The sequence below is a fragment of the Neobacillus sp. YX16 genome, from assembly GCF_030123505.1.
In the GTDB taxonomy this organism is placed as follows: Bacteria; Bacillota; Bacilli; order Bacillales; family Cytobacillaceae; genus Neobacillus.
Genome location: NZ_CP126115.1, coordinates 5,010,768 through 5,031,081 on the forward strand (window position 1 = coordinate 5,010,768; position 20,314 = coordinate 5,031,081).

Here is a 20,314-nt window from a genome sequence, read left to right on the forward strand (position 1 = left end):
TCCGTTTTTTTAAAATATTGGATTAAAACGAACGGGTGATAGAAGGTTTTGAATTTTCCCAATTATTCAACTATGCATACATTATTCCATAATAAATAGCGACTTGTCACTATGGAATGGACATATATAATCGTTTCCGTCATCTATGAAAAAGTAACTTCATGGGCATGATTAAGGGCTATTCTTTACCGTTTTCTATAAAACTGTCGCCGCATGGGCACGATTAACTTCAATTCGTTACCGTTCACTTAAGAAGTATCGCTGCACGGGCACGATTTGTTTATGGCACAAAAATTGCATTAATAAAAAGTAAAATAGGAAATGAGGGAAAATCAATGCAATATCCTTTAACACCGGATGTTAAACCAGAGTTTTGTACAACGGGGACCTTTATGAGGTTACCATCAAACAGAGAGAATGCTAAATTAGCGATTGTTGGCTTGCCGTTTGATACAGCGGCTTCCTTCCGAGTTGGGGCCCGCTTTGCACCTCAAGCAATTCGTCAGGCTTCCATGACGTTATTCCCCTACCATCCTATTCATAAGGTGTATCCATTTGATGCATGCAACGCGATTGATATTGGCGACGTATCGGTTATTCCACATAATATTCATCGAAGCTATGAGGTAATGGAAAAAGCAGTTATGGAGTTAATGGAGCAGGGGATTATCCCGATTGGACTAGGCGGAGACCACTCCGTTACATTAGCAAATCTTAGAGCAGCAGCCAAAATCCACGGTCCTGTAGCGTTAATTCATTTTGATTCACATACAGATACTTGGGATACCTATTATGAAGAAAAATATTGGCATGGCTCACCATTCATTCGTGCATATGAAGAAAACTTATTAATTCCCGATAAGGTTTTTCAAGTTGGTATTCGCGGAACCCTTAATCATCCTGGGGATATCGATTCGAGTAGTGATTTGGGATATCATGTGATCACAACTCCTGAATTAAAGGACCGTGGCTTTGAAAATGTTGTGAAGGAAATGAAAGAAAAAATTGGAGATACACCATGTTTTCTTAGTTTTGATATCGATTTTGTTGATCCATCCTGCGCTCCCGGAACAGGGACGCTTGAGGTTGGCGGGTTAAATAGCTTTGAAACCTTACAAATCATTCGTTCCCTAACAGATTTTAATTTTATTGGTTTTGATCTAGTGGAGGTTTTACCTCCATATGACCCAACCCAAATTACATCCTTACTCGCTGCTACCATTATTCATGACTTTGCAAGCCTTGTTGCCCTAAAAATAAAATAAGTACTTAAATAAATAATAAAAAGCAGTGGTACATTATTAACAATGTCCACTGCTTTTTGTATGAGAAGTATTTTTATTTTGCAAAACGGTGATTACCGATTGTTACCGTTACTTCACGTGAAAAGATCCACTGACTTACTGCTGTTTTTGGATTATAGAAGAATAAAGAGCCATTTCCTTTTCCTTGGAAAGCAAGTGCTTCATTAACAGCCTTTTTGGAAGCAGCATCCGCTGGTTGATTAATCTGCCCGTTTTGGACTGGAGTGAATGCATAGTGTCCATTAGAAATTTGATAGATTACTTCTCTGACTGAGTTAGGGAAATCCGGGCTTGCCACACGATTTAAGATAACAGTTGCAACTGCAACCTTCCCTGCATATGGTTCCCCTACTGCTTCTGCTTGAACAAGGCGTGCCATTAAGTCTTTATCAGCTGCTGAAATAGTAGCGTTGGGGATTACTAGATTTGAGCCAGCATATAATAAAGAACTAGACGCATTGTTCGCTTTCATTAAGCTTGTAATGGGTACTCCATACTTTGTAGCAATCTTCCAATAGGTTTCGCCATATTGTACTTTATGGTTTGTAGCTGCTTCTGATTTAGTTACACCCGTAAATGCTGACATTGAAAAGATTAACCCCGTTGCAATGACAAGTTTTTTTAATTTTTTCATGTTTTGTAGCCTCCTAGTATTCTCGTTTGTTTCTCTACTAATAAGGCTACCAGTTGTAACATACTATATCATTACCCAAAAAAATCCAATGAAAGAATAGTATCTAAGGCTCCTGCTATGAAAGCATTTATCTACTATATGGAATAATAAACCAATTTAAAGTAATCTCCTCATAAATTCCACTAGTGGATAATTACGGTAAAATTGTTACATTCTATTTCAGGCTTATTTCATGAAATAACCTTGTAACACAGATAATCTTCACTAAATTGACAAAATATCCCTCAATTTGGTACAGGTTTCTATCTGTATCTTAGGTAATAATATATATAGAAGACAAAAATAGTGGAGGGTTTACACGTGGAAAATCAGTTAGTCAGCGTACTTAACAAACAAATAGCAAATTGGTCTGTATTGTATATCAAGTTACATAATTATCACTGGTATGTGAAGGGCGGTCAATTTTTCACCTTACATGCAAAATTTGAGGAATTCTATAACGAGGCTGGACTGCATGTCGATGAGTTAGCAGAACGTTTACTTGCCATTGGCGGCAGACCTGTAGCAACTATGAAAGAGTGCCTTGAACTATCTTCTGTAAAAGAAGCTGATGGTAATGAAAGTGCCGAGGAAATGGTTCAAGCCATTATCAATGACTTCTCTATTATCATTGGTGAATTAAAAGAAGGAATGAGCTTTGCTGGAGATAAGGGTGATGAAACTACAGGCGACATGCTGCTTGCTATTCACTCTGATTTAGAAAAACACGTTTGGATGTTAACTGCATTTCTCGGTAAATCAATCTAAATCTTTAACTAAAAATAAGCCCAACAGCTAAAGAAATAAGACTCAGCCGCTGCTGAGTCTTATTCCTATTTCCTGCGTGCAAGAACTACTAAACAAATGGTAATAATCGTGAATGCCGTAAACGCCAAGATTGGAATGGTAATAAATCCAAACCAATTAATATAATCCTTCGAGCAAGGCACACCACTTTTACACATTTCAAATTGCTGCAGGTATGGTATCTTTTGCAGTGCGGTGTGGTAGCCGGAAATAATCATCCCAATTATGGATAATGGTAAAGCGTACTTCACAATTCCTCTATCATTCTGATAAAAGGCAATCCCCAGCATGATGGCTAGTGGATACATAAATATCCTTTGATACCAGCAAAGAGTACATGGAATGTACTGTAGAACCTCACTAAAGTACAAGCTTCCAATGGTTGCAATAAGCGCCGCAACCCATCCAAGTAATAAGGATTTACTCATCCTTTTTCTCCTTTGCAGCATCTTCAACCATTTTATTTAAATCGTCCATAGTTTGACCATCAAACCGTTTACCGTTAATAAAAATGGTAGGTGTCCCATTAACTCCTAATTTTTCACCTAGAGCATTATCCGCTTCCCAGGCATTCTCAGGTTCTTTTGTATCAAAATAGTCCGCTACCTTTTTAACTTCGTCCTCACTTGCTATTTCTTGAAGTGTTTCTTTTAAGAAATCTTCTGTAAATACATCGACCTTTTCATACCTTGTATCTTCCGGCTGCTTCTTATAGATTAGGTCATGGAACTCCCAGAACTTGTCGTTACCCAGTTCATGGTAAACGGCTTCTGAAAATTTCGCTGTCCTTTTGGAGTCAACATTTATAAATGGATAATGGAAATAATAGAATTTCGCTTTTCCCGTATCAACGAATTCCTTTACAATCAGTGGAACAGTGGTTTCTGTGAAATTTTTACAATTTGGACATTTGTAATCCCCAAATTCTACAATTGAAACAGGTGCAGATTCTTCCCCAAGAAAAGGCTGGTTTGCATAATCAATCTCTTCTTTAACAGGCTCATCGGATTTTTGGTTATTAGCTAGAAAGATAAATCCAATAATACTTATTGCAATTAATCCAATGATCCAAAACACAAATTTTGATGATGAGGATGAAGGTTTCTTCGTTCCCTTTTTAGTACTATTTTTTCGCTTTGCCATGATCAAACTCCTTATTATATTTTATTAGAGTTTATCATCTTTGAAAAATAAATGCATTTAACTAATACCGCAATAGAGAGCATACCCAAATGGGCATGCTCTCCCTATCATATTTATTTTATTTGTAAAACAGCAGACTCTATAGATGCGGCCATCCTTCATTATCCCAATACAAGGGTCTAATTTGCAAAGTAGGCTTACCCTTTTTCATAGAATCATAGGCATGGTTGACGAGAACGGAAGAGTTGTCGGAAAAATAAACGGCACAATGTCCCGGGCCAATCCAGCGCTCATCGCCTGCGTCGATTAATGTTCCGCCGCCCTCCATCATTGAAACGCCATTTTTATCTGTATAAGGGCCAGTAATATTCTCTGACCTTCCTACGACGATTTTATACGTACTCTCTACTCCTCGGCAGCAAAAATCAAAGGATACAAACTGATAATAAAAGCCGTTTCGGTACACGATAAAAGGAGCTTCAATCGTATTAGGCTGTTCAGTTCGGCTTGAAATAGAAAGCAGTTCCGCACCTTCTGCTCTTTTCATACTCACAGGATCCAATTGAAATAGTTTGATTCCGGACCAGAAGGAACCGAAATTTAACCAGGGTTGTCCTTCTTGATCAAAAATTAAATTTGCGTCAATCGCGTTGTAATTATCAGCTTCCATTGAATGGATGACATGTCCCCTGTCCTTCCATTCATATTCAGGATTTTCAGGATTAAGTGTTGTATTCGTAACTAAACCTATTGCTGATGTATTTTTTCCGAACGTAGATACAGAATAATAGATATAATAGATTCCATTATGATAGTAGATATCTGGCGCCCAAATGCTATCCTCTGTTTTTTCAGGCACGAACTCTTTACTCCATTCAGGCAAAGATGAAAATATAGGGTTTTCCTGCTTCCAGTTAACCCCATCTTCAGAAGACTTTATCTGAATTCCTTTTCCTGTGTGAAATACATACCAGCGCGAACCCTCTTTCGCCAAAACAGGATCATGCGCTCCTAAATCCCCCTTCAGCTCCCAATTCATTTCGTAAAAGTTAACGTTGTCAAAGCCTTTATTATTAAGCAAAATAATTCTCCTCTCTTTATTTATGGTAAATAAATCTTTCACCCGGTACCATCATATGGAATTTTTGGTTTGGATAATGGTGAAATAGATAATCAACAAAATAGGCAGGATTCTCCCGATTAGTAGGAAACATATCAAAATGGATAGGTATAATCAGATCCACCCCCACCGCAACAGAAAAATCAGCAGCTTCACGAAAATTCATATTTCCAATAATCCCCCGAGAAGTGCGAAAATAATCCCCTCCATTAATCGGCAAGAAAGCTACATGTGGGTTAAACTCTTTTACCTTCTCAATAAGCAAGGGTGTAACCACTGTATCACCACTATGAAAAAGACGAATTCCATTTACTTCGATGAAATAACCCAACGAATAAAAGTTACCAAGAGTATCCACTTCATATTCCGTGTGCGCTGCTGGAACGGGTGTAATTTTAAAACCTTTAATCCTAAAAGGTTCATGTGCTTTAGCGGCGATTAGGCTAGTTATTGAAACTTTGTTTTCAAGTAACGATACAAGCGGAGCAGGGACTGTAAACACAGTATCTTCTGAACCTGCTGCTATTTTATCTAATGTTGGTAAATCCATATGATCATCATGTTCATGCGTAATGACTACCCCATTAATACCCTGCAGCATCTCAGGTGATAGAATAGGAGAATAAGCCCTTATAAATTCAGTCTCAGGATTTGACTCTTCGATACTCTTTGTCAGATAAGGGTCAATTAGAATGAATCCATCCTCAGGTCTTCCTTTTACTAAAATACCAGCTTGTCCTAAATTCCAAAATGAAATAGTGTCATTGAAAATTTGAGTTTGACTGACTTCCCTTATTAGTAATTCTCCATGTTTATATACCTTTTTCATCGAACCCACCGTTCTTTAACTTGATTATTATCTTCTCGGTGCAAAGTCTTTTATTTCTTCTAAAATTAGATCAATTTCCTTTAAAACCTCATGATCGGGGTTAATATCAACAGCTTTTACATTTTCCTCAACCTGCTGCGGTTTGCTTGCCCCAACAATAGCAGAACTAATACTTGGATGGCGCAGAATCCAAGCTAGTGATAACTGGCTTAGAGTAACTCCTAATTCAGCTGCCAAGCTGTTTAGTTTTTGGACAGAGGTAAGCACATCATCGCGAAAATAGCTATTAATCACAAAGTTTACCGAATCATTTGCCGCCCGGCTATCTGCGGGTTTTTCCGTATTTGGTTTATACTTACCTGTTAAAATGCCCTGTGCCAAGGGCGAAAAGACAATCTGGCCCATCCCGTTTTCATTGGAAACAGGCAGAACCTCGCTTTCAATATACCTTTCAAGCATGTTATAGATTGGCTGGTTTGAAATAATCGGTCTTAACTGATAGGCTTTGCCGATTCCTGCTGCTTTCTCAATTTGAGCAGCACTCCATTCACTCACACCCGCATATAGTATTTTCCCTTGCTTAACTAAATCATCAAGTGCATACAATGTTTCTTCCATTGGTACCTCAGAGTCAAAGCGGTGGCATTGATAGAGATCAATATAATCCAATCCTAAGCGTTTTAAGCTGGCATCGCATTGCTCCCTAATATGCTTTCTTGAAAGACCACGGTCATTGGGTCCTGGGCCCATTGGGAAGAATAACTTTGTTGTAACGACATAGGAACTCCTTGGATATTCTTTCAAGGCCTCGCCTAGAACTTCCTCTGCTCTCCCGTTCTCATAAGCATTTGCCGTATCAAAAAAGTTAATCCCCAGTTCATATGCTTTATGAATACAATCATATGCAGTTTGATTATTTACCGATTTTCCGTAGGTAAGCCAGCTGCCCAGCCCAATTTCACTAATTTTCAAACCACTATTTCCTAGCCTGCGATATTTCATCTTTTATTCTCCTTCACCAATTTAATAGTTTATCTAGCTAGCCGGTATTCTTTATTTTTTCTGGACAAGTACTTTGTTCTCCCACGCCCTGCTTTTCCATCTATAGTACATAATGATTCCTCGAAGCCATTCATCCGTTATGAATGCGATCCATACCCCGGCTAAACCTAATCCATAATGAATTCCTAGGAAATAGGATAATGGTACAGCGAATCCCCACATTGACAGCACACCTATTTTCACCGTAAAAAGGGCATCACCTGTTGCTCGCAGTGAGTTAATTACAACTAGATTAAATGTCCTGCCTGGTTCTAGAATTAAACATAGCAGTAAAAGGGTACTGCCTGTTTTAATAATTTCTTTATTATCGGTAAATAAACTCATAATATTTACTCGGAAGATTGAAACAAAGATAGCAATAAAAATGGTGATAATAAAACTAACCTTTAGACTCTTTAATAATTGCCGATAGGCCGCTTCAAAATTACCAGCTCCAACCTTGTATCCTATTAGAATCTGCGTCCCTTGTCCAAATGCTAAACCAAACAGCATGATAAACGACATCACATTCCAGGTATAAACCCGTGTCGATAAAGCTGCTGCACCAAGCATCGCAATAATCGCTGTCATCGCCATTTGACTGGTATTGTAGCTTAGCTGTTCACCAGCAGATGGTACTCCAATTTTCATGATTTTTTTAATATGAGTTAGATTGAAATCAAAATAATCCTGTATTTCAATTCTTATTGGAAGTCTCTTATACATAAAAACAAAAGCAATGATCAGTGCAGCTGCCCTGCTAATTGCAGTAGACAGTGCTACGCCTTTTACACCCATTTCTGGGAATCCAAATAATCCATAAATCACCAATGCATTTCCCGCTAAATGGATAATGTTCATCATTACCGATACAAACATTGCTTCCCTTGAAAATCCATTTGCTCTCAGAATGGCTGAAACCGTTACTAACACGGATTGTAAAAACACCGTTCCGCCTACGATAGAAAGATACTCAAATCCTATTCCAGCAATATCGTCTTCTAAATGAAAGATTTCTAAAAGCGGCCCTTTGAATATCACCAGAAGCAGACTCACTACTAAACCAATACCCAGATTGATGGATAGTGAAATGGCAGAGGCTTGCTTAGCCTCTACTCTCATACCTGCTCCTAAATATTGCGAGATTAGAACGGCCGTCCCCGATGCCGTAAAGTTAAATAGGATAATCGCAAAAAATACAAGTTGATTTGCTACTCCTATCGCTGCCACTACATCATCAGAAATATGAGAAAGCATAATGACATCCGTGCTTCCCATAATGGTTTGCAAAAACAATTCTATGAATATTGGCCACGTAATCGCACGTAAAGTTAACCGCCTATCTTCTTGCTCTTTTAAACTTCGCATAGCTTTGCCCACCTTAAAAATTACAGAAAAAGATTCATATCAATATAGCTGATATGAACCTATTTTTCATCTAAATTATCTATTCATTTTTTCACAAAGTTATTATTCAGGGGTACCAAAGTTAGGCGTTACATCTGAATTCCATGCAAACTCTTTGGCACAGGTATGGCGATTTGGATCATATAACGGGTCGCCGACAATCTCTGTATAATTTCTAACATGGTAGACAAGTATATCCTTGCTGCCATCTTCAGAAACAGTGAAGCTATTATGCCCGGGACCGTATTGACCTGTTTCATAGCACGTTTTGAAAACAGGTTCTTTCGATTTAGTCCAAGATTTCGGATCCATTACGTCACTATTTTCATCTGCTGCCAAAAGTCCCATTGCATAATTCTCATCGGTTGCACTTCCGGAGAAAGAAATGAAAATTTTTCCGTTTCTCTTCAAGACAGCCGGCCCTTCATTTACCCAGAATCCAATTGTTTCCCAGTCAAATTCTGGTTTCGCTATCATGACTTGAGGGCCTTTAATCGTCCATGGATTTTCTAATGGCGCGATATAAAGATTGGAGTTACCTTTAATATCAGGGTCTTTTTGTGCCCAAACAAGGTATTGCTGACCTTTATGCTCAAAAGAAGTAGCATCAAGAGCAAAGGAATCCCAATCTGTATTAATTTGACCTTTTTCCTCCCAATTCCCTTCTAGCGGATTAGCTGCTTTATTTGCAATCACAAACATCCGGTGCTGAAAAAGTCCATCGATGATTTCCTTGGATGGTGCAGCAGCGAAATAAATGTACCAGCTTCCATTGATATAATGAATTTCTGGTGCCCATATCAGTGAGCTCATGGAACCTGTTTCATGCTTTTCCCAAACCATAACAGGCTCTTCCTCTGCGATCCCTTTAATTGTTTTAGAGCGTCTTAATTCAATACCGTTATATTCTGGCACAGAAGCTGTAAAGTAATAATAACCATCTGTATGTTTATAAACCCATGGATCCGCTCGCTGCTCAATTATCAAATTCTTTGCTGTTTTAGCTTGATCTTTCGTTACAGAAACCATATAAATCTCCTTTCAAATCCTGATGGCAGCCTTTTATTTTGCGTCTGGTACAGGTTCGCCAAAGTTTGGGGTTCCATCTTCATTCCACGTGAACACTTGTGCACGAGTATGGCGGTTTGGATCCCATAATGGATCACCAACAATTTCACGATAGTTACGTGCATGGTAAATGATAATATCTTCGCTGCCGTCTTCAGATACTGTAAAGCTGTTATGACCTGGACCATATTGGCTATTTTCTACATTTGTTTTAAATACAGGTGCCTCTGTTTTCACCCATGAAGCAGGATCTAATAAATCACTGTTTTCATCCGCTTGTAATAGCCCCATACAATAGTTGTAATCTGTTGCACTGGCTGAATAGGAAATGAAAATTTTACCATTTCTTTTCAAAACAGCTGCACCTTCATTGACTAAGAACCCAATTGTTTCCCAGTCATATTCAGGTGTAGTGATCATTACCTGAGGTCCTTCAATGGTCCATGGATTGACCATTTTAGAGATATAAAGGTTAGAATTCCCTTCAATCTTTGGATCACTTTGAGCCCAGACATAGTACCTTTGGCCTTTATGTTCGAAAGTGGTGGCATCAAGAGAAAAAGATTCCCAATCTGTTTTTACTTGCCCCTTTTCAACCCAATTACCTTCTAATGGGTTGGCAGAGTCATTCTCAATGACATACATACGATGGTCAAAAATCGCATCTTCTCTTGCTGCAGCGTAATAGATGTACCATTTACCATCGATATAATGAATTTCTGGTGCCCAAATGTTTGCGCTCATTGGACCGTTTTCGTGTTTTTTCCATGCAACTACAGGTTCTGCACTGCCCAAGCCCTGGATCGTTTCGGACCGTCTAACCTCAATTCTGTCATATTCCGGAACAGACGCCGTGAAATAGTAGTAACCATCTGTATGCTTATATACCCATGGATCTGCTCGCTGCTCGACAATGGGATTATTTAAAGTTTCTACCTTTTGCATTCTATTTCACCTTTCTTTTTAAGAGAGTTCACATATAAATTTAGGATAATTGACGGCCTCATTTAAAAACTTTAAAGCCGTGAATCGGTTTCTCAGATTATGCGCTTCAGATAAGCTTCTTGTTACAAGGTCATGATCAATTCCAAGCTGCTTAGGTAACGTTGCACCACCCAATTTAGCTAAATGTCCACCAAGCTGTGACGAACTTGGAATCTCATTGTACAAGGCAGTAATTTCAAGTGAATTTGCAATAATATTCTTTACGATTAGGTGATCCGCAAGAGAAGCTAACCTCTCTGAATTCGTAATATACTCGATAAATTCTTTCTTATATATATCTGCAAGGAGTGATGTAGAGACCCCAACCTTTGCTCCATGAAGAACAGCTGGGCGGTTTTGTTGTAGAAATTCCATTTCCCAATAGTGTGAAAGATGGTGTTCCCCGCCTGAAGCTGGGGGAGATTGTCCAAATAGTAGCATTGCTAGTCCGGACATAATGAGGGCTTCAATTAGAATTCGAATTCCTGCCTCATCACCTATGGATATTTCCTCGACTCTTTCAACACAAGACTCCAACGCCTCACGGGTAATTTTTGCCGCAAGAGGACAATATGATTCTCCATTTACAAGATGACCAAATTTCCAATCTGCAAGTGATGTATATTTTGCCAGCATATCACCAAATCCTGCAGCAATCATTTTTTGTGGCGAATTCTTCAATACAGCTAAATCAGCAAATAGGGCCATTGGCGCTGTCATTTGAAACGTTGTTTTTACTCCTCTAATAATCAGTGGAGCACCCAGGCTTGTAAATCCATCTACAGAAGGTGCTGTTGGAACAGATATGAATGGAACTCCTGTTTTTGCACTGGTAAATCGAGCGATATCATGCAAGGTGCCTGCCCCTACCGCTAAAATTACATCCGCTTCTTGTGGTAATTCCAATAAAGCTTGGACTAATGATTTCTCATCAGCGACTACATCATTATTTGCGTCAGGCTGAATCAGACATACAGAAAAACCAAGATTTTCTTCGGTAAGATGGTGAGTTAACTGTTTCCCAGCAGCGTGGAAGGTGTTCTCATCAGCAATTAAGTGAGCATGTTTGAAGGCCTTGTTTTTCACAAAAACCGCAGCATCTGCAAATGCACCTTTAGCTACAACAATTTTTTCAATTGGTATGGAATTGTGATCGTTTCCACAATCACATTTATGGGCTAGAGTCATAAGTTCACGAATATATTCTTCCACCTATTGTTCCTCCTGCTCCTACTTAAACTTATCCTAGATTAGTTATTTTCAATTCCAAACCTATAAATGGTTTTAGATGAATACTCTTCATCCTTATCTAAAATCCAAGAAGGAAACTGTTGATGGTGGATCGCATCAGGAAGTCCCTGTGTCTCCAAGCAAATTCCTAAATATTTGCGGGAGGGTACTCCAGCAATTACGCCTTCTGATTTCATCTGATTACCTGAATAAACGACAACACCAACCTCATCTGTTTCAATTGTCAATGTACGTCCGCTCTCTGAATCCTTCAGAACAATTTCATTATTATGCTGCGTATTTAAAAGAAATGGGTGATCGTACCCTTCACCTGCAAGCTTGTTTTGCGGATGCTCTGAGATAACACCTGTCCGGATTATTCTTCCGGATGTAAAATCAAAAGCTGTACCTTTCACATCAAGCATTTCTCCGGTTGGAAGGAGTTCGTCATTTAGTTCAAGAAACTTATCGCTTTTTATCATTAAGGAATGGTTTAGGATATCCCTTTTTAAATCCCCGCTTAAATTGAAATAAGAATGATTGGTCATGTTTAACAAAGTTTTCTCGTCTGAAATGCCAGAATAATGAATAGAAAACTCATTTTTATTGTTTAACGTATATGTAACAGACACCTTTAGGTTACCAGGATAGCCTTCTTCACCATTTGGGCTCAAATAGGTGAAACGAACAGCTGCTTCTTGTTCACTTTCAATAATTTCAGCATCCCAAATTACTTGATTAAAGCCTTTAATTCCGCCATGAAGATGGTTATTGTTTTCATTTTGAGCGAGGGAATAGGTATGACCATCAAGTTCAAACGATCCTGCCTTTATTCTTCCTGCAACACGCCCAATCGCAGCACCTAAGAAATATGAATCCTTTTCATATTCATTTAGTGTGTCATAACCAACAACGATGTTTTCAAAGTTACCGTCTTTATCAGGTGTTATTATTTTAGTGATGATACAGCCGTAGTTAATGCAGCCAATTTCAACTCCATAATTATTTATCAAATTAAATAAAAAAACGGTTTGGTTGTCTTTACTTCCAAACTCTTCTTTTACTACCTTCATATTCGTCCTGCCTTTCCATCCTGTTAGGAAATGATTAAGTAAAATGATTCCATACCTTCTCCATCATGTAACTGTTGACGAAGAAGGTATGGAAATCATTCAATATTACTTACGCTTTGCTAAGCGAATTACGTTCCACGATAGTTTAGGTAAAACTGCTGTAACTCCGCCATTCTCCGATTTTGCATTACCGTTAGAGTGTGGTGCTACTGGAGTTCCTTGGGCTGAATTGGTTTGCTTTACGTTGCCATCATTTTCAAGAACAATGTGTTCTACTACTTCATATCCCTCGAAATTACGAATGTCCACTGCTAATTTTAAGCCTTCTTCAAGGTGGCGGTTAACTGCAAAGATGGTTAACTGTTCATTTTCTTCATTATAAACGGCAGTAGACTCTAAATATGGAACATCCGTAAAGTCCTTACTATCATATTTAGGACTTGAGATTATTGGATTTAACGAAACCCCTCTACCATAAACAGAAGTATGCATATATGGATAGAAAATCGTTTGCTTCCATGCAGGTCCGTTATTTTCAGTCATAATTGGTGCAATAACATTGACCAATTGAGCAAGACAAGCAATTTTTAAGCGGTCGGCATGCTTTAACATCGTGATAAGCATACAACCTACTAATAATGCATCTTCGAAATTATAAATATCTTCAAGCTGTGGAGGTGCAATACTCCAGGGCTCAATTTGCTTATCTGCTTCATTGCTATGGTACCAAACATTCCATTCATCAAAGGCAAGGTTAATTTTCTTTTTTCCACGTTTTTTTGCTTTAATGTAGTCAGCAATGGAAATAACGGAACGAATAAAATCATCCATCTCAAGGGATAGGGCTAAATAATTTGAGATATCATTATCGCGGTTACCATAATATTGATGAAGGGAAATAAATTCAACATGGTCATAAGTATGATCAAGAACAGTTGCTTCCCAATCTGCAAATGTCGGCATGTTTCGGTGAGAACTACCACATGCAACAAGCTCGATAGTTGGATCCACCCACTTCATTGCTTTTGCGGTTTCCTGTGCTAGACGCCCATATTCAGCAGCCGTTTTATGTCCGATTTGCCATGGACCATCCATTTCATTCCCTAGACACCAAGTCTTAATCTTATAGGGATCTTTTACCCCATGTGAAATACGTAAATCACTGTAGTAGGATCCGCCTGGATGGTTGCAATATTCTACTAGGTTTCTAGCAGCGTCAATACCTCGAGTTCCTAGGTTTACTGCCATATTAACATCGGCATTAACCAGCTGAGCCCACTTCATAAACTCATTTGTACCCATTTCGTTTGTTTCTGTGGTACGCCAAGCTAACTCTAGACGGCGTGGACGACTTTCAACTGGTCCTACACCATCTTCCCAGTTATAACCTGAAACAAAGTTTCCACCAGGATAACGTACAAGCGGAACTTGAAGTTCTTTTACCATTTCAATTACATCTTGGCGGAATCCATTTTCATCTGCCTGAGGGTGTCCTGGTTCATAAATACCCCCATAGACTGCCCGTCCTAAATGTTCAATAAAGGATCCATATATACGATTGTCAATTTCAGAGACTTTAAAATCCTTTTCTAAAATCATCTTAGCTTTGTTTGTCGCCATCATCACTATTCCTTTCTCTAGCTAACCTTTTCCCACTTTGGATTCGCTGCCAACGGGCATGCTTTGTTTTTAAATTTGGCCCGATAGCGGACAAGGGATCCGCTATGAGCACAAGTGGTCCCATATTGCAGGGCCGGACATGAAGTACAACTCTTTAATCTTGCTTCGTAGACATCATCGGACACAATAACAGACAAATCTTCCTCGGTTTCTTTCACAAGTTCCTGGATGACCTCTTCCGTTACCATTACACTTTCGGTGCAGCCTTTACATAGACTCTTTTCAGTCACTTCATTCCCCGCCTTTTTCTATTCAATCACTAAGGTAACGACTGACATAGCTGGAAGTTTGATAACTAATTTGTTGTTTTCAACGGTCACTCCAGTGAACGCAGCTGGTTTAACAACATCTGGCTGTTCAAAAGTGTTATGAGCATTCATACTATTTGCAGTAAGGATGGTGCCAGATACCTTTGAATCCGCCGCATTTACACCACGTAGATCTAAATCAATAATTGCTTCATTTTTATGATCAATGTTACATAAGCTGACGTGAACTTTGCCTTCTGTATTTTTAGATGCTGATACCGTTACTTGTGGTAACGTAACCCCATTGTTTTCATAGGTTCCAAATGTTGAATCTACAGCCAACACTTGCGCATCCTGGTGTACTTTGTACATATCAAATACATGGTATGTTGGAGTTAGAATCATCTGCTCTCCTTCAGTAAGAATCATTGCCTGCAAGACATTAACGGTTTGAGCAATATTTGTCATTTGAACGCGGTCTGCATGATTGTGGAAGATATTAAAATGTAAACCTGCAACTAGAGCGTCACGAATTGTATTTTGTTGAAAAAGGAATCCTGGGTTCGTTCCTGGTTCTACATCAAACCAAGTTCCCCATTCATCAATAATCATTCCAACACGTTTTTCTGGATCATATTTATCCATAATCGTGCTGTGTTTTGTAATTAATTCATCCATATGTAGTGCCTTTTTCATCGTGATAAACCATTCATCTTCAGGGAAATCCACTGCAGATCCTTTTCCAAGCCAGAAGTCTCCAGGAATGGTGTAATAGTGGAGGCTTAAGCCATCCATTAGCCAATGTGCATTTTTCATTAGCACTTCGGTCCAGTTATAGTCATCAACGTTCGCACCGCCAGCAATTTTATAAATCTTGTTGCCGCCATAATTTCTTACATAGGTTTGGTAACGTCGATAAAGGTCTGCATAATATTCAGGACGCATATTTCCTCCGCAGCCCCAGTTTTCATTCCCTACTCCAAAATATTTTAGTTTCCATGGTTCGTCTTTGCCATTTTCCCGACGCCAATTTGCCATTGGAGATTCGCCTTCAAATGTCATATATTCAACCCATTCAGACATTTCCTGAACAGTACCGCTTCCTACGTTTCCACAAATGTATGGCTCACACTCTAACAATTCACATAACATCATAAATTCATGTGTTCCAAAGTGATTGTTTTCTACAACGCCGCCCCAATGTGTATTAACCATACGCTTACGATTTTCTTTTGGACCAATGCCATCTTTCCAGTGATATTCGTCTGCAAAGCACCCGCCTGGCCAGCGAAGGACAGGAACTTTAATATTCTTTAATGCAGCTAAGACATCATTTCGAATTCCTTTTGTGTTTGGAATAGAAGAATCCTCGCCTACCCAAATTCCTTCATAGATACATCTGCCGAGATGTTCAGCAAAATGACCATAAATATTCTTATTTATTTTTCCTTTTGTAATATCTGCGTTCACAATGACATTATTTGACATGAATTAAGCCTCCTGTTTCTAACACTTTTTAGTGTTCCATTATTAAACACTAGGGCTATTATTGCTAATAGCCCCAAATGATTGTTTAATTAAGTTTCGAATTAACGGTAAATAAGGTCGTTCCAGCGCAGTTCATTATTGAAGGCATGAGTGTTAGTATCGTTATTGATTACTACCATTTCAATACCAGCTAATTCAGCAAAATCTCTTAATTGTTCAGTTGTTACTTTAGTAGAGTAGCCAGTATGGTGAGCTCCTCCAGCCTGAATCCAATTCTCAACAGCTTGACTTAAGGATGGCTGTGTCTTCCATAAAACCCTCGCTACAGGAAGGTTTGGCATTTCTTTCTCTGGCTGTACAGCATCAACTTCATTCACAAGTAAACGGAAACGATGTCCAAGGTCGATAATCGATGCATTTAATGCAGAGCCGCCTTTTCCATCAAACACGATTCTCGCAGGGTCTTCTTTGCCGCCGATTCCAAGCGGATGAACCTCAATTTTAGGACGTGTTGCTGAAATTGTAGGACATACCTCAAGCATATGGGCACCCAGTACCATTTCATTTCCTGGCTCAAAATGATACGTATAGTCTTCCATGAAGGACGTCTCTTCGTTACCAGCAATAATTTTCATTAATCTAACTAATGCGGCCGTTTTCCAGTCACCTTCTCCAGCGAAGCCATAGCCCTGTTCCATTAAACGTTGAACAGCAAGACCTGGCAGCTGATGCATACCATGTAAATCTTCAAAAGTTGTCGTAAATGCTGTATAGTTTCCTTCTGTTAAGAAAGCTTTCATTCCTAGTTCAATTCTAGCTTGATATCGAATAGAGTCCCTCACTGGACCTTCCGCTAGACCTTCAGGCAAAATATCATAAAGCTCTTCATATTCAGCTAAAAGCTGATCTAATTCTTGGTCAGTTACCTCATTCATTTTTTGAACTAAGTCACCCACACCATATCCATTAACAGTCCAGCCAAATTTAATTTGTGCTTCGACTTTGTCACCTTCTGTTACTGCTACCTGACGCATATTATCGCCAAATCTTGCTACTTTGAGGTTTTTGCTTTCTGCAAACGCTGCTGCAGTACGCATCCAGCTGCCAATGCGCTCTCTTACTTCAGGACTTTCCCAGTGTCCAACCACTACCTTACGCTTAATATTCATGCGGCTGTGGATAAAACCATGCTCACGGTCACCATGTGCAGATTGGTTTAAGTTCATAAAATCCATATCAATGGAATCCCATGGAATATCACGATTAAATTGAGTAGCTAGATGTAATAGTGGTTTTTGAAGTGCAGCTAGTCCTGCAATCCACATTTTTGATGGTGAGAAGGTGTGCATCCAAGTAATAATACCTGCACAATTTTCATCTGCATTTGCTTCTAAAATCAATTTACGAATCGCATCTGAATCTTTTACAACGGATTTGAATACGAGTTTATAAGGAACAGCTGAGTCATCGTCCAGACCATTCACAATCGTTTTTGAATTTTCTTCTACTGCTCTTAGTACATCTTCTCCATAGAGTAATTGACTTCCAGTGACAAACCAATATTCATACGCTTTTGTAGTTAACAAGGTAACTCCCCCTTAGGATATTGTATATTTGATAGATTCGTAATTTCTTAATATGAAAATGAGTTAATATTTTTACTTCTATTTTTGACCATAGTAGGCATTCACACCGTGCTTGCGAAGATAGTGCTTATCTAACAAAAATTGATCAATCGGTTCTATTTGTGAGTTTAATTGGAATGTATGAAGGGCCATTTTGGCTACTTCTTCAAGTACCACTGCATTGTGGACAGCCTGATTGGCATCTTTCCCCCAACAAAATGGTGCATGATTTGAAACGAGTACACCTGGCATTGCTAACGGATCAATACCTCCAGTTTCAAATGTTTCAATAATGACATTGCCTGTTTCCAACTCATATGCCATCTTTATTTCATCTTTTGTTAATGTGCGTGTGCAAGGTATTTCACCATAGTAATAATCTGCATGAGTTGTACCTAAAGCAGGAATGGAACGACCTGCCTGTGCCCAAGCAGTTGCCCAAGGTGAATGTGTATGTACAATTCCACCTACATGTTGAAAGGAGCGATAAAGTGAAAGATGTGTTGGCGTATCAGAAGAAGGACGCTTTGTTCCTTCGATGATGTTTCCTTCCAAATCTACTACCACCATATCCTCTAGTGTTAGTTCTTCATATGGAACACCGCTGGGTTTAATAACTACGAGTCCTTGATCACGATCAATTCCACTAACATTTCCCCATGTAAACGTAACAAGTCCATGTTTTGGAAGCTGTAAATTAGCTTCCAAAACATCTTTTTTCAATTTTTCTAACATACTGTCTCCTCCGTTTTCTCTAAGGAGCTATCCTTCTTAATTTTTTTCAATGTCTTCATTACATTGTTTTCGCCGCGTCCAAAGTAATCATATAAACGGGCATACTCATTGAAAAGCTGATTATATACGTCTGCGTTAGATTTAATAGGTTGATAGATATAATCTTTTACTCGGCCCATATCCTTTGCAGCATCCGTAATACTATCGTAGCCACCGCGGTCTTTTCCTGCTGCAACTGCACCGAACATGGCAGAGCCTAGTGCAGGTGTTTGAGATGAAGCAGAAATTTTAATATCCATATCTAATACATCTGAGTAAATTTGCATCATCATTGTATTTTTTTCAGCAATGCCTCCAGCTGCGAATACTTCGTTTACTGGCACTCCATTGTTTCTGAAAGTCTCTACAATCATCCTAGTGCCATAAGCTGTCGCTTCGATTAATGCCCGGTAGATTTCTTCTGGTTTCGTTAGTAATGTAGCGCCTAACAATACTCCAGTCAGGTCAGCGTCAACAAGAGTAGAACGATTGCCGTTCCACCAATCTAATGCTAAAAGTCCACTTTCACCCACTTGTAGTTTGCTAGCTTTTTCGGTTAATAGCTGGTGAATATTAATTCCTCTAGCATTTGCTTCTTCTTGATAGCTTGTTGGTACACAGTTTTCTGTAAACCATTCAAAGTGGTCGCCTACACAGGATTGCCCTGCTTCATATCCCATGTATCCAGGAATTACACCATCTTCAACGACACCACACATACCTGGTACTACTTTTTCTTCTTCCCCAAGCAGTATGTGGCAGGTTGAGGTACCCATAATCATTAACAATTTCCCCGGCTCGGTAATTCCTACTGCTGGAACAGCTACATGAGCGTCTACATTCGCTACAGCAACTGCGGTACCAGGTTTCAAACCTGTTAACTTTGCTGCTTTTTCAGTTATTTCTCCGGCTTTCGCACCAATCGGGAATATCTTTGTTGATAATTTTTCTTCTACTACATTCTCCAAACGGGAATCAAGCGCCTTAAAGAAATCCTGTGATGGATAACCATCTTGCTTATGCCAAATTGCTTTGTAACCAGCTGTACAGCTGTTACGGGTGATTTCTCCCGTTAATTGAGAAATAACCCAATCAGTTGCTTCAAGTATTTGATCTGCACCATCATAAATTTCTGGTGCTTCATTTAAAATTTGCCAAACTTTTGGAATCATCCATTCAGATGAAATTTTTCCGCCATAGCGAGCTAAGAACTTTTCCCCACGTGCTTCAGCAATTTCATTTAAACGATTTGCTTCGTCTTGTGCCGCATGGTGTTTCCATAGCTTTACATAGCTGTGAGGATTGCTGCTTAGTTCTGGTTGAAAACATAAAGGTGCTCCATTTTTATCAATCGGCAGGACCGTACAAGCAGTAAAATCTATTCCTAATCCAATAACATCTTCTGCTGAAATTTGTGCTTTTGTTAATACTTCTGGAATTGTAATTTCTAAGACTTCCAGATAATCAGCTGGATGCTGCAAAGCCCAATCGTGTTCCAACTTTGTTTTTCCATCTGGTAAAAACTCATCCATTACCCCATGTGTATATTCCTTAACAGCTGTAGCAACCTCTCTCCCTGTTCCTACTTCAACAAGTACCGCTCTTCCTGATTGTGTTCCATAATCTACACCAATCGAATATTTGGTCATTACTTATCACCCTGCCTTTTATGTAAGAATACGTTTACAAAAATATGATTTTTTTTGAGTTTCATAAAATGTTCATCCTATTACTTCTCGTTAATTAAACGCTTCCATAAATACAATGCCATGTTATCCGTACAAGAATGAAAGTATAAAGTCTAATTCTTTTCTTTCCAC

The 20,314-nt window shown here is 38.9% G+C and carries 19 protein-coding genes; 2 read left to right on the plus strand and 17 right to left on the minus strand.

All coding sequences use genetic code 11. From position 1 onward, the window contains the following. The first annotated feature begins 335 nt into the window (after positions 1-335). Positions 336-1,265: an agmatinase gene (gene speB / locus QNH48_RS24825; protein ID WP_095248179.1), complete on the plus strand. Its 930-nt coding sequence runs from the start codon at positions 336-338 to the stop codon at positions 1,263-1,265. A gap of 73 nt (positions 1,266-1,338) precedes the next feature. Here the strand turns inward: speB and QNH48_RS24830 are convergent, their stop codons facing one another. Continuing rightward, positions 1,339-1,938 carry a cell wall hydrolase gene (locus tag QNH48_RS24830; protein WP_283952399.1) on the minus strand — a complete coding sequence of 200 codons (600 nt, stop codon included), beginning with the start codon at positions 1,936-1,938 and terminating at the stop codon, positions 1,339-1,341. Between the two features lie 360 nt (positions 1,939-2,298). Between QNH48_RS24830 and QNH48_RS24835 the strand changes: the two genes are divergently transcribed. Further along, positions 2,299-2,745: a Dps family protein gene (locus QNH48_RS24835; RefSeq protein WP_283952400.1), complete on the plus strand. Its 447-nt coding sequence runs from the start codon at positions 2,299-2,301 to the stop codon at positions 2,743-2,745. Between the two features lie 65 nt (positions 2,746-2,810). On the opposite strand, the gene QNH48_RS24840 is transcribed toward QNH48_RS24835, so the two are convergent. The 16 genes from QNH48_RS24840 to araB form a co-directional block, all read right to left on the minus strand. Then, the gene (locus tag QNH48_RS24840) at positions 2,811-3,212 is read right to left on the minus strand and encodes a disulfide oxidoreductase (RefSeq protein WP_283952401.1); all 402 of its coding nucleotides are present in this window, start codon (positions 3,210-3,212) and stop codon (positions 2,811-2,813) included. Next, a complete protein-coding gene (locus QNH48_RS24845; RefSeq protein WP_283952402.1) occupies positions 3,205-3,927 on the minus strand; it encodes a DsbA family protein in 723 nt (240 codons plus the stop codon). The genes QNH48_RS24840 and QNH48_RS24845 overlap by 8 nt, the downstream gene beginning before the upstream one ends. Positions 3,928-4,066: 139 nt before the next feature. After that, positions 4,067-5,008: a family 43 glycosylhydrolase gene (locus QNH48_RS24850; RefSeq protein ID WP_283952403.1), complete on the minus strand. Its 942-nt coding sequence runs from the start codon at positions 5,006-5,008 to the stop codon at positions 4,067-4,069. Positions 5,009-5,024: 16 nt separating this feature from the next. After that, positions 5,025-5,876 (minus strand): MBL fold metallo-hydrolase, encoded by an 852-nt coding sequence (locus QNH48_RS24855; RefSeq protein ID WP_283952404.1) that lies wholly within the window; start codon positions 5,874-5,876, stop codon positions 5,025-5,027. Between the two features lie 27 nt (positions 5,877-5,903). Beyond that, a complete protein-coding gene (locus QNH48_RS24860; protein WP_283952405.1) occupies positions 5,904-6,878 on the minus strand; it encodes an aldo/keto reductase family protein in 975 nt (324 codons plus the stop codon). A 51-nt stretch (positions 6,879-6,929) separates the two neighbouring features. Further along, positions 6,930-8,285 carry an MATE family efflux transporter gene (locus QNH48_RS24865; RefSeq protein ID WP_283952406.1) on the minus strand — a complete coding sequence of 452 codons (1,356 nt, stop codon included), beginning with the start codon at positions 8,283-8,285 and terminating at the stop codon, positions 6,930-6,932. A gap of 102 nt (positions 8,286-8,387) precedes the next feature. Next, positions 8,388-9,353 (minus strand): glycoside hydrolase family 43 protein, encoded by a 966-nt coding sequence (locus QNH48_RS24870; protein ID WP_283952407.1) that lies wholly within the window; start codon positions 9,351-9,353, stop codon positions 8,388-8,390. A gap of 33 nt (positions 9,354-9,386) precedes the next feature. Further along, positions 9,387-10,337, minus strand: a complete 951-nt coding sequence (locus QNH48_RS24875) for a glycoside hydrolase family 43 protein (RefSeq protein WP_283952408.1) — start codon at positions 10,335-10,337, stop codon at positions 9,387-9,389. Positions 10,338-10,355: 18 nt separating this feature from the next. Then, a complete protein-coding gene (locus tag QNH48_RS24880) occupies positions 10,356-11,588 on the minus strand; it encodes a sn-glycerol-1-phosphate dehydrogenase (protein WP_283952409.1) in 1,233 nt (410 codons plus the stop codon). 38 nt (positions 11,589-11,626) lie between these two features. Further along, complete coding sequence (locus QNH48_RS24885; RefSeq protein WP_283952410.1) at positions 11,627-12,679, minus strand: aldose epimerase family protein; 1,053 nt, start codon at positions 12,677-12,679, stop codon at positions 11,627-11,629. Between the two features lie 105 nt (positions 12,680-12,784). Continuing rightward, positions 12,785-14,299 carry an arabinosylfuranosidase ArfA gene (gene arfA / locus QNH48_RS24890; RefSeq protein ID WP_481858513.1) on the minus strand — a complete coding sequence of 505 codons (1,515 nt, stop codon included), beginning with the start codon at positions 14,297-14,299 and terminating at the stop codon, positions 12,785-12,787. A gap of 17 nt (positions 14,300-14,316) precedes the next feature. Next, complete coding sequence (locus tag QNH48_RS24895; protein WP_283952411.1) at positions 14,317-14,589, minus strand: DUF6171 family protein; 273 nt, start codon at positions 14,587-14,589, stop codon at positions 14,317-14,319. 18 nt (positions 14,590-14,607) lie between these two features. Beyond that, complete coding sequence (locus QNH48_RS24900) at positions 14,608-16,095, minus strand: alpha-N-arabinofuranosidase (RefSeq protein WP_283952412.1); 1,488 nt, start codon at positions 16,093-16,095, stop codon at positions 14,608-14,610. 101 nt (positions 16,096-16,196) lie between these two features. Beyond that, on the minus strand, positions 16,197-17,681 hold the full coding sequence (gene araA / locus QNH48_RS24905; protein WP_283952413.1) for an L-arabinose isomerase: 1,485 nt from the start codon (positions 17,679-17,681) through the stop codon (positions 16,197-16,199). A 78-nt stretch (positions 17,682-17,759) separates the two neighbouring features. Next, positions 17,760-18,455, minus strand: coding sequence for an L-ribulose-5-phosphate 4-epimerase (gene araD / locus QNH48_RS24910; RefSeq protein WP_283952414.1), 696 nt, complete (start codon positions 18,453-18,455; stop codon positions 17,760-17,762). Further along, positions 18,449-20,143 carry a ribulokinase gene (gene araB / locus QNH48_RS24915; RefSeq protein WP_283952415.1) on the minus strand — a complete coding sequence of 565 codons (1,695 nt, stop codon included), beginning with the start codon at positions 20,141-20,143 and terminating at the stop codon, positions 18,449-18,451. The genes araD and araB overlap by 7 nt, the downstream gene beginning before the upstream one ends. Positions 20,144-20,314 lie beyond the last annotated feature (171 nt).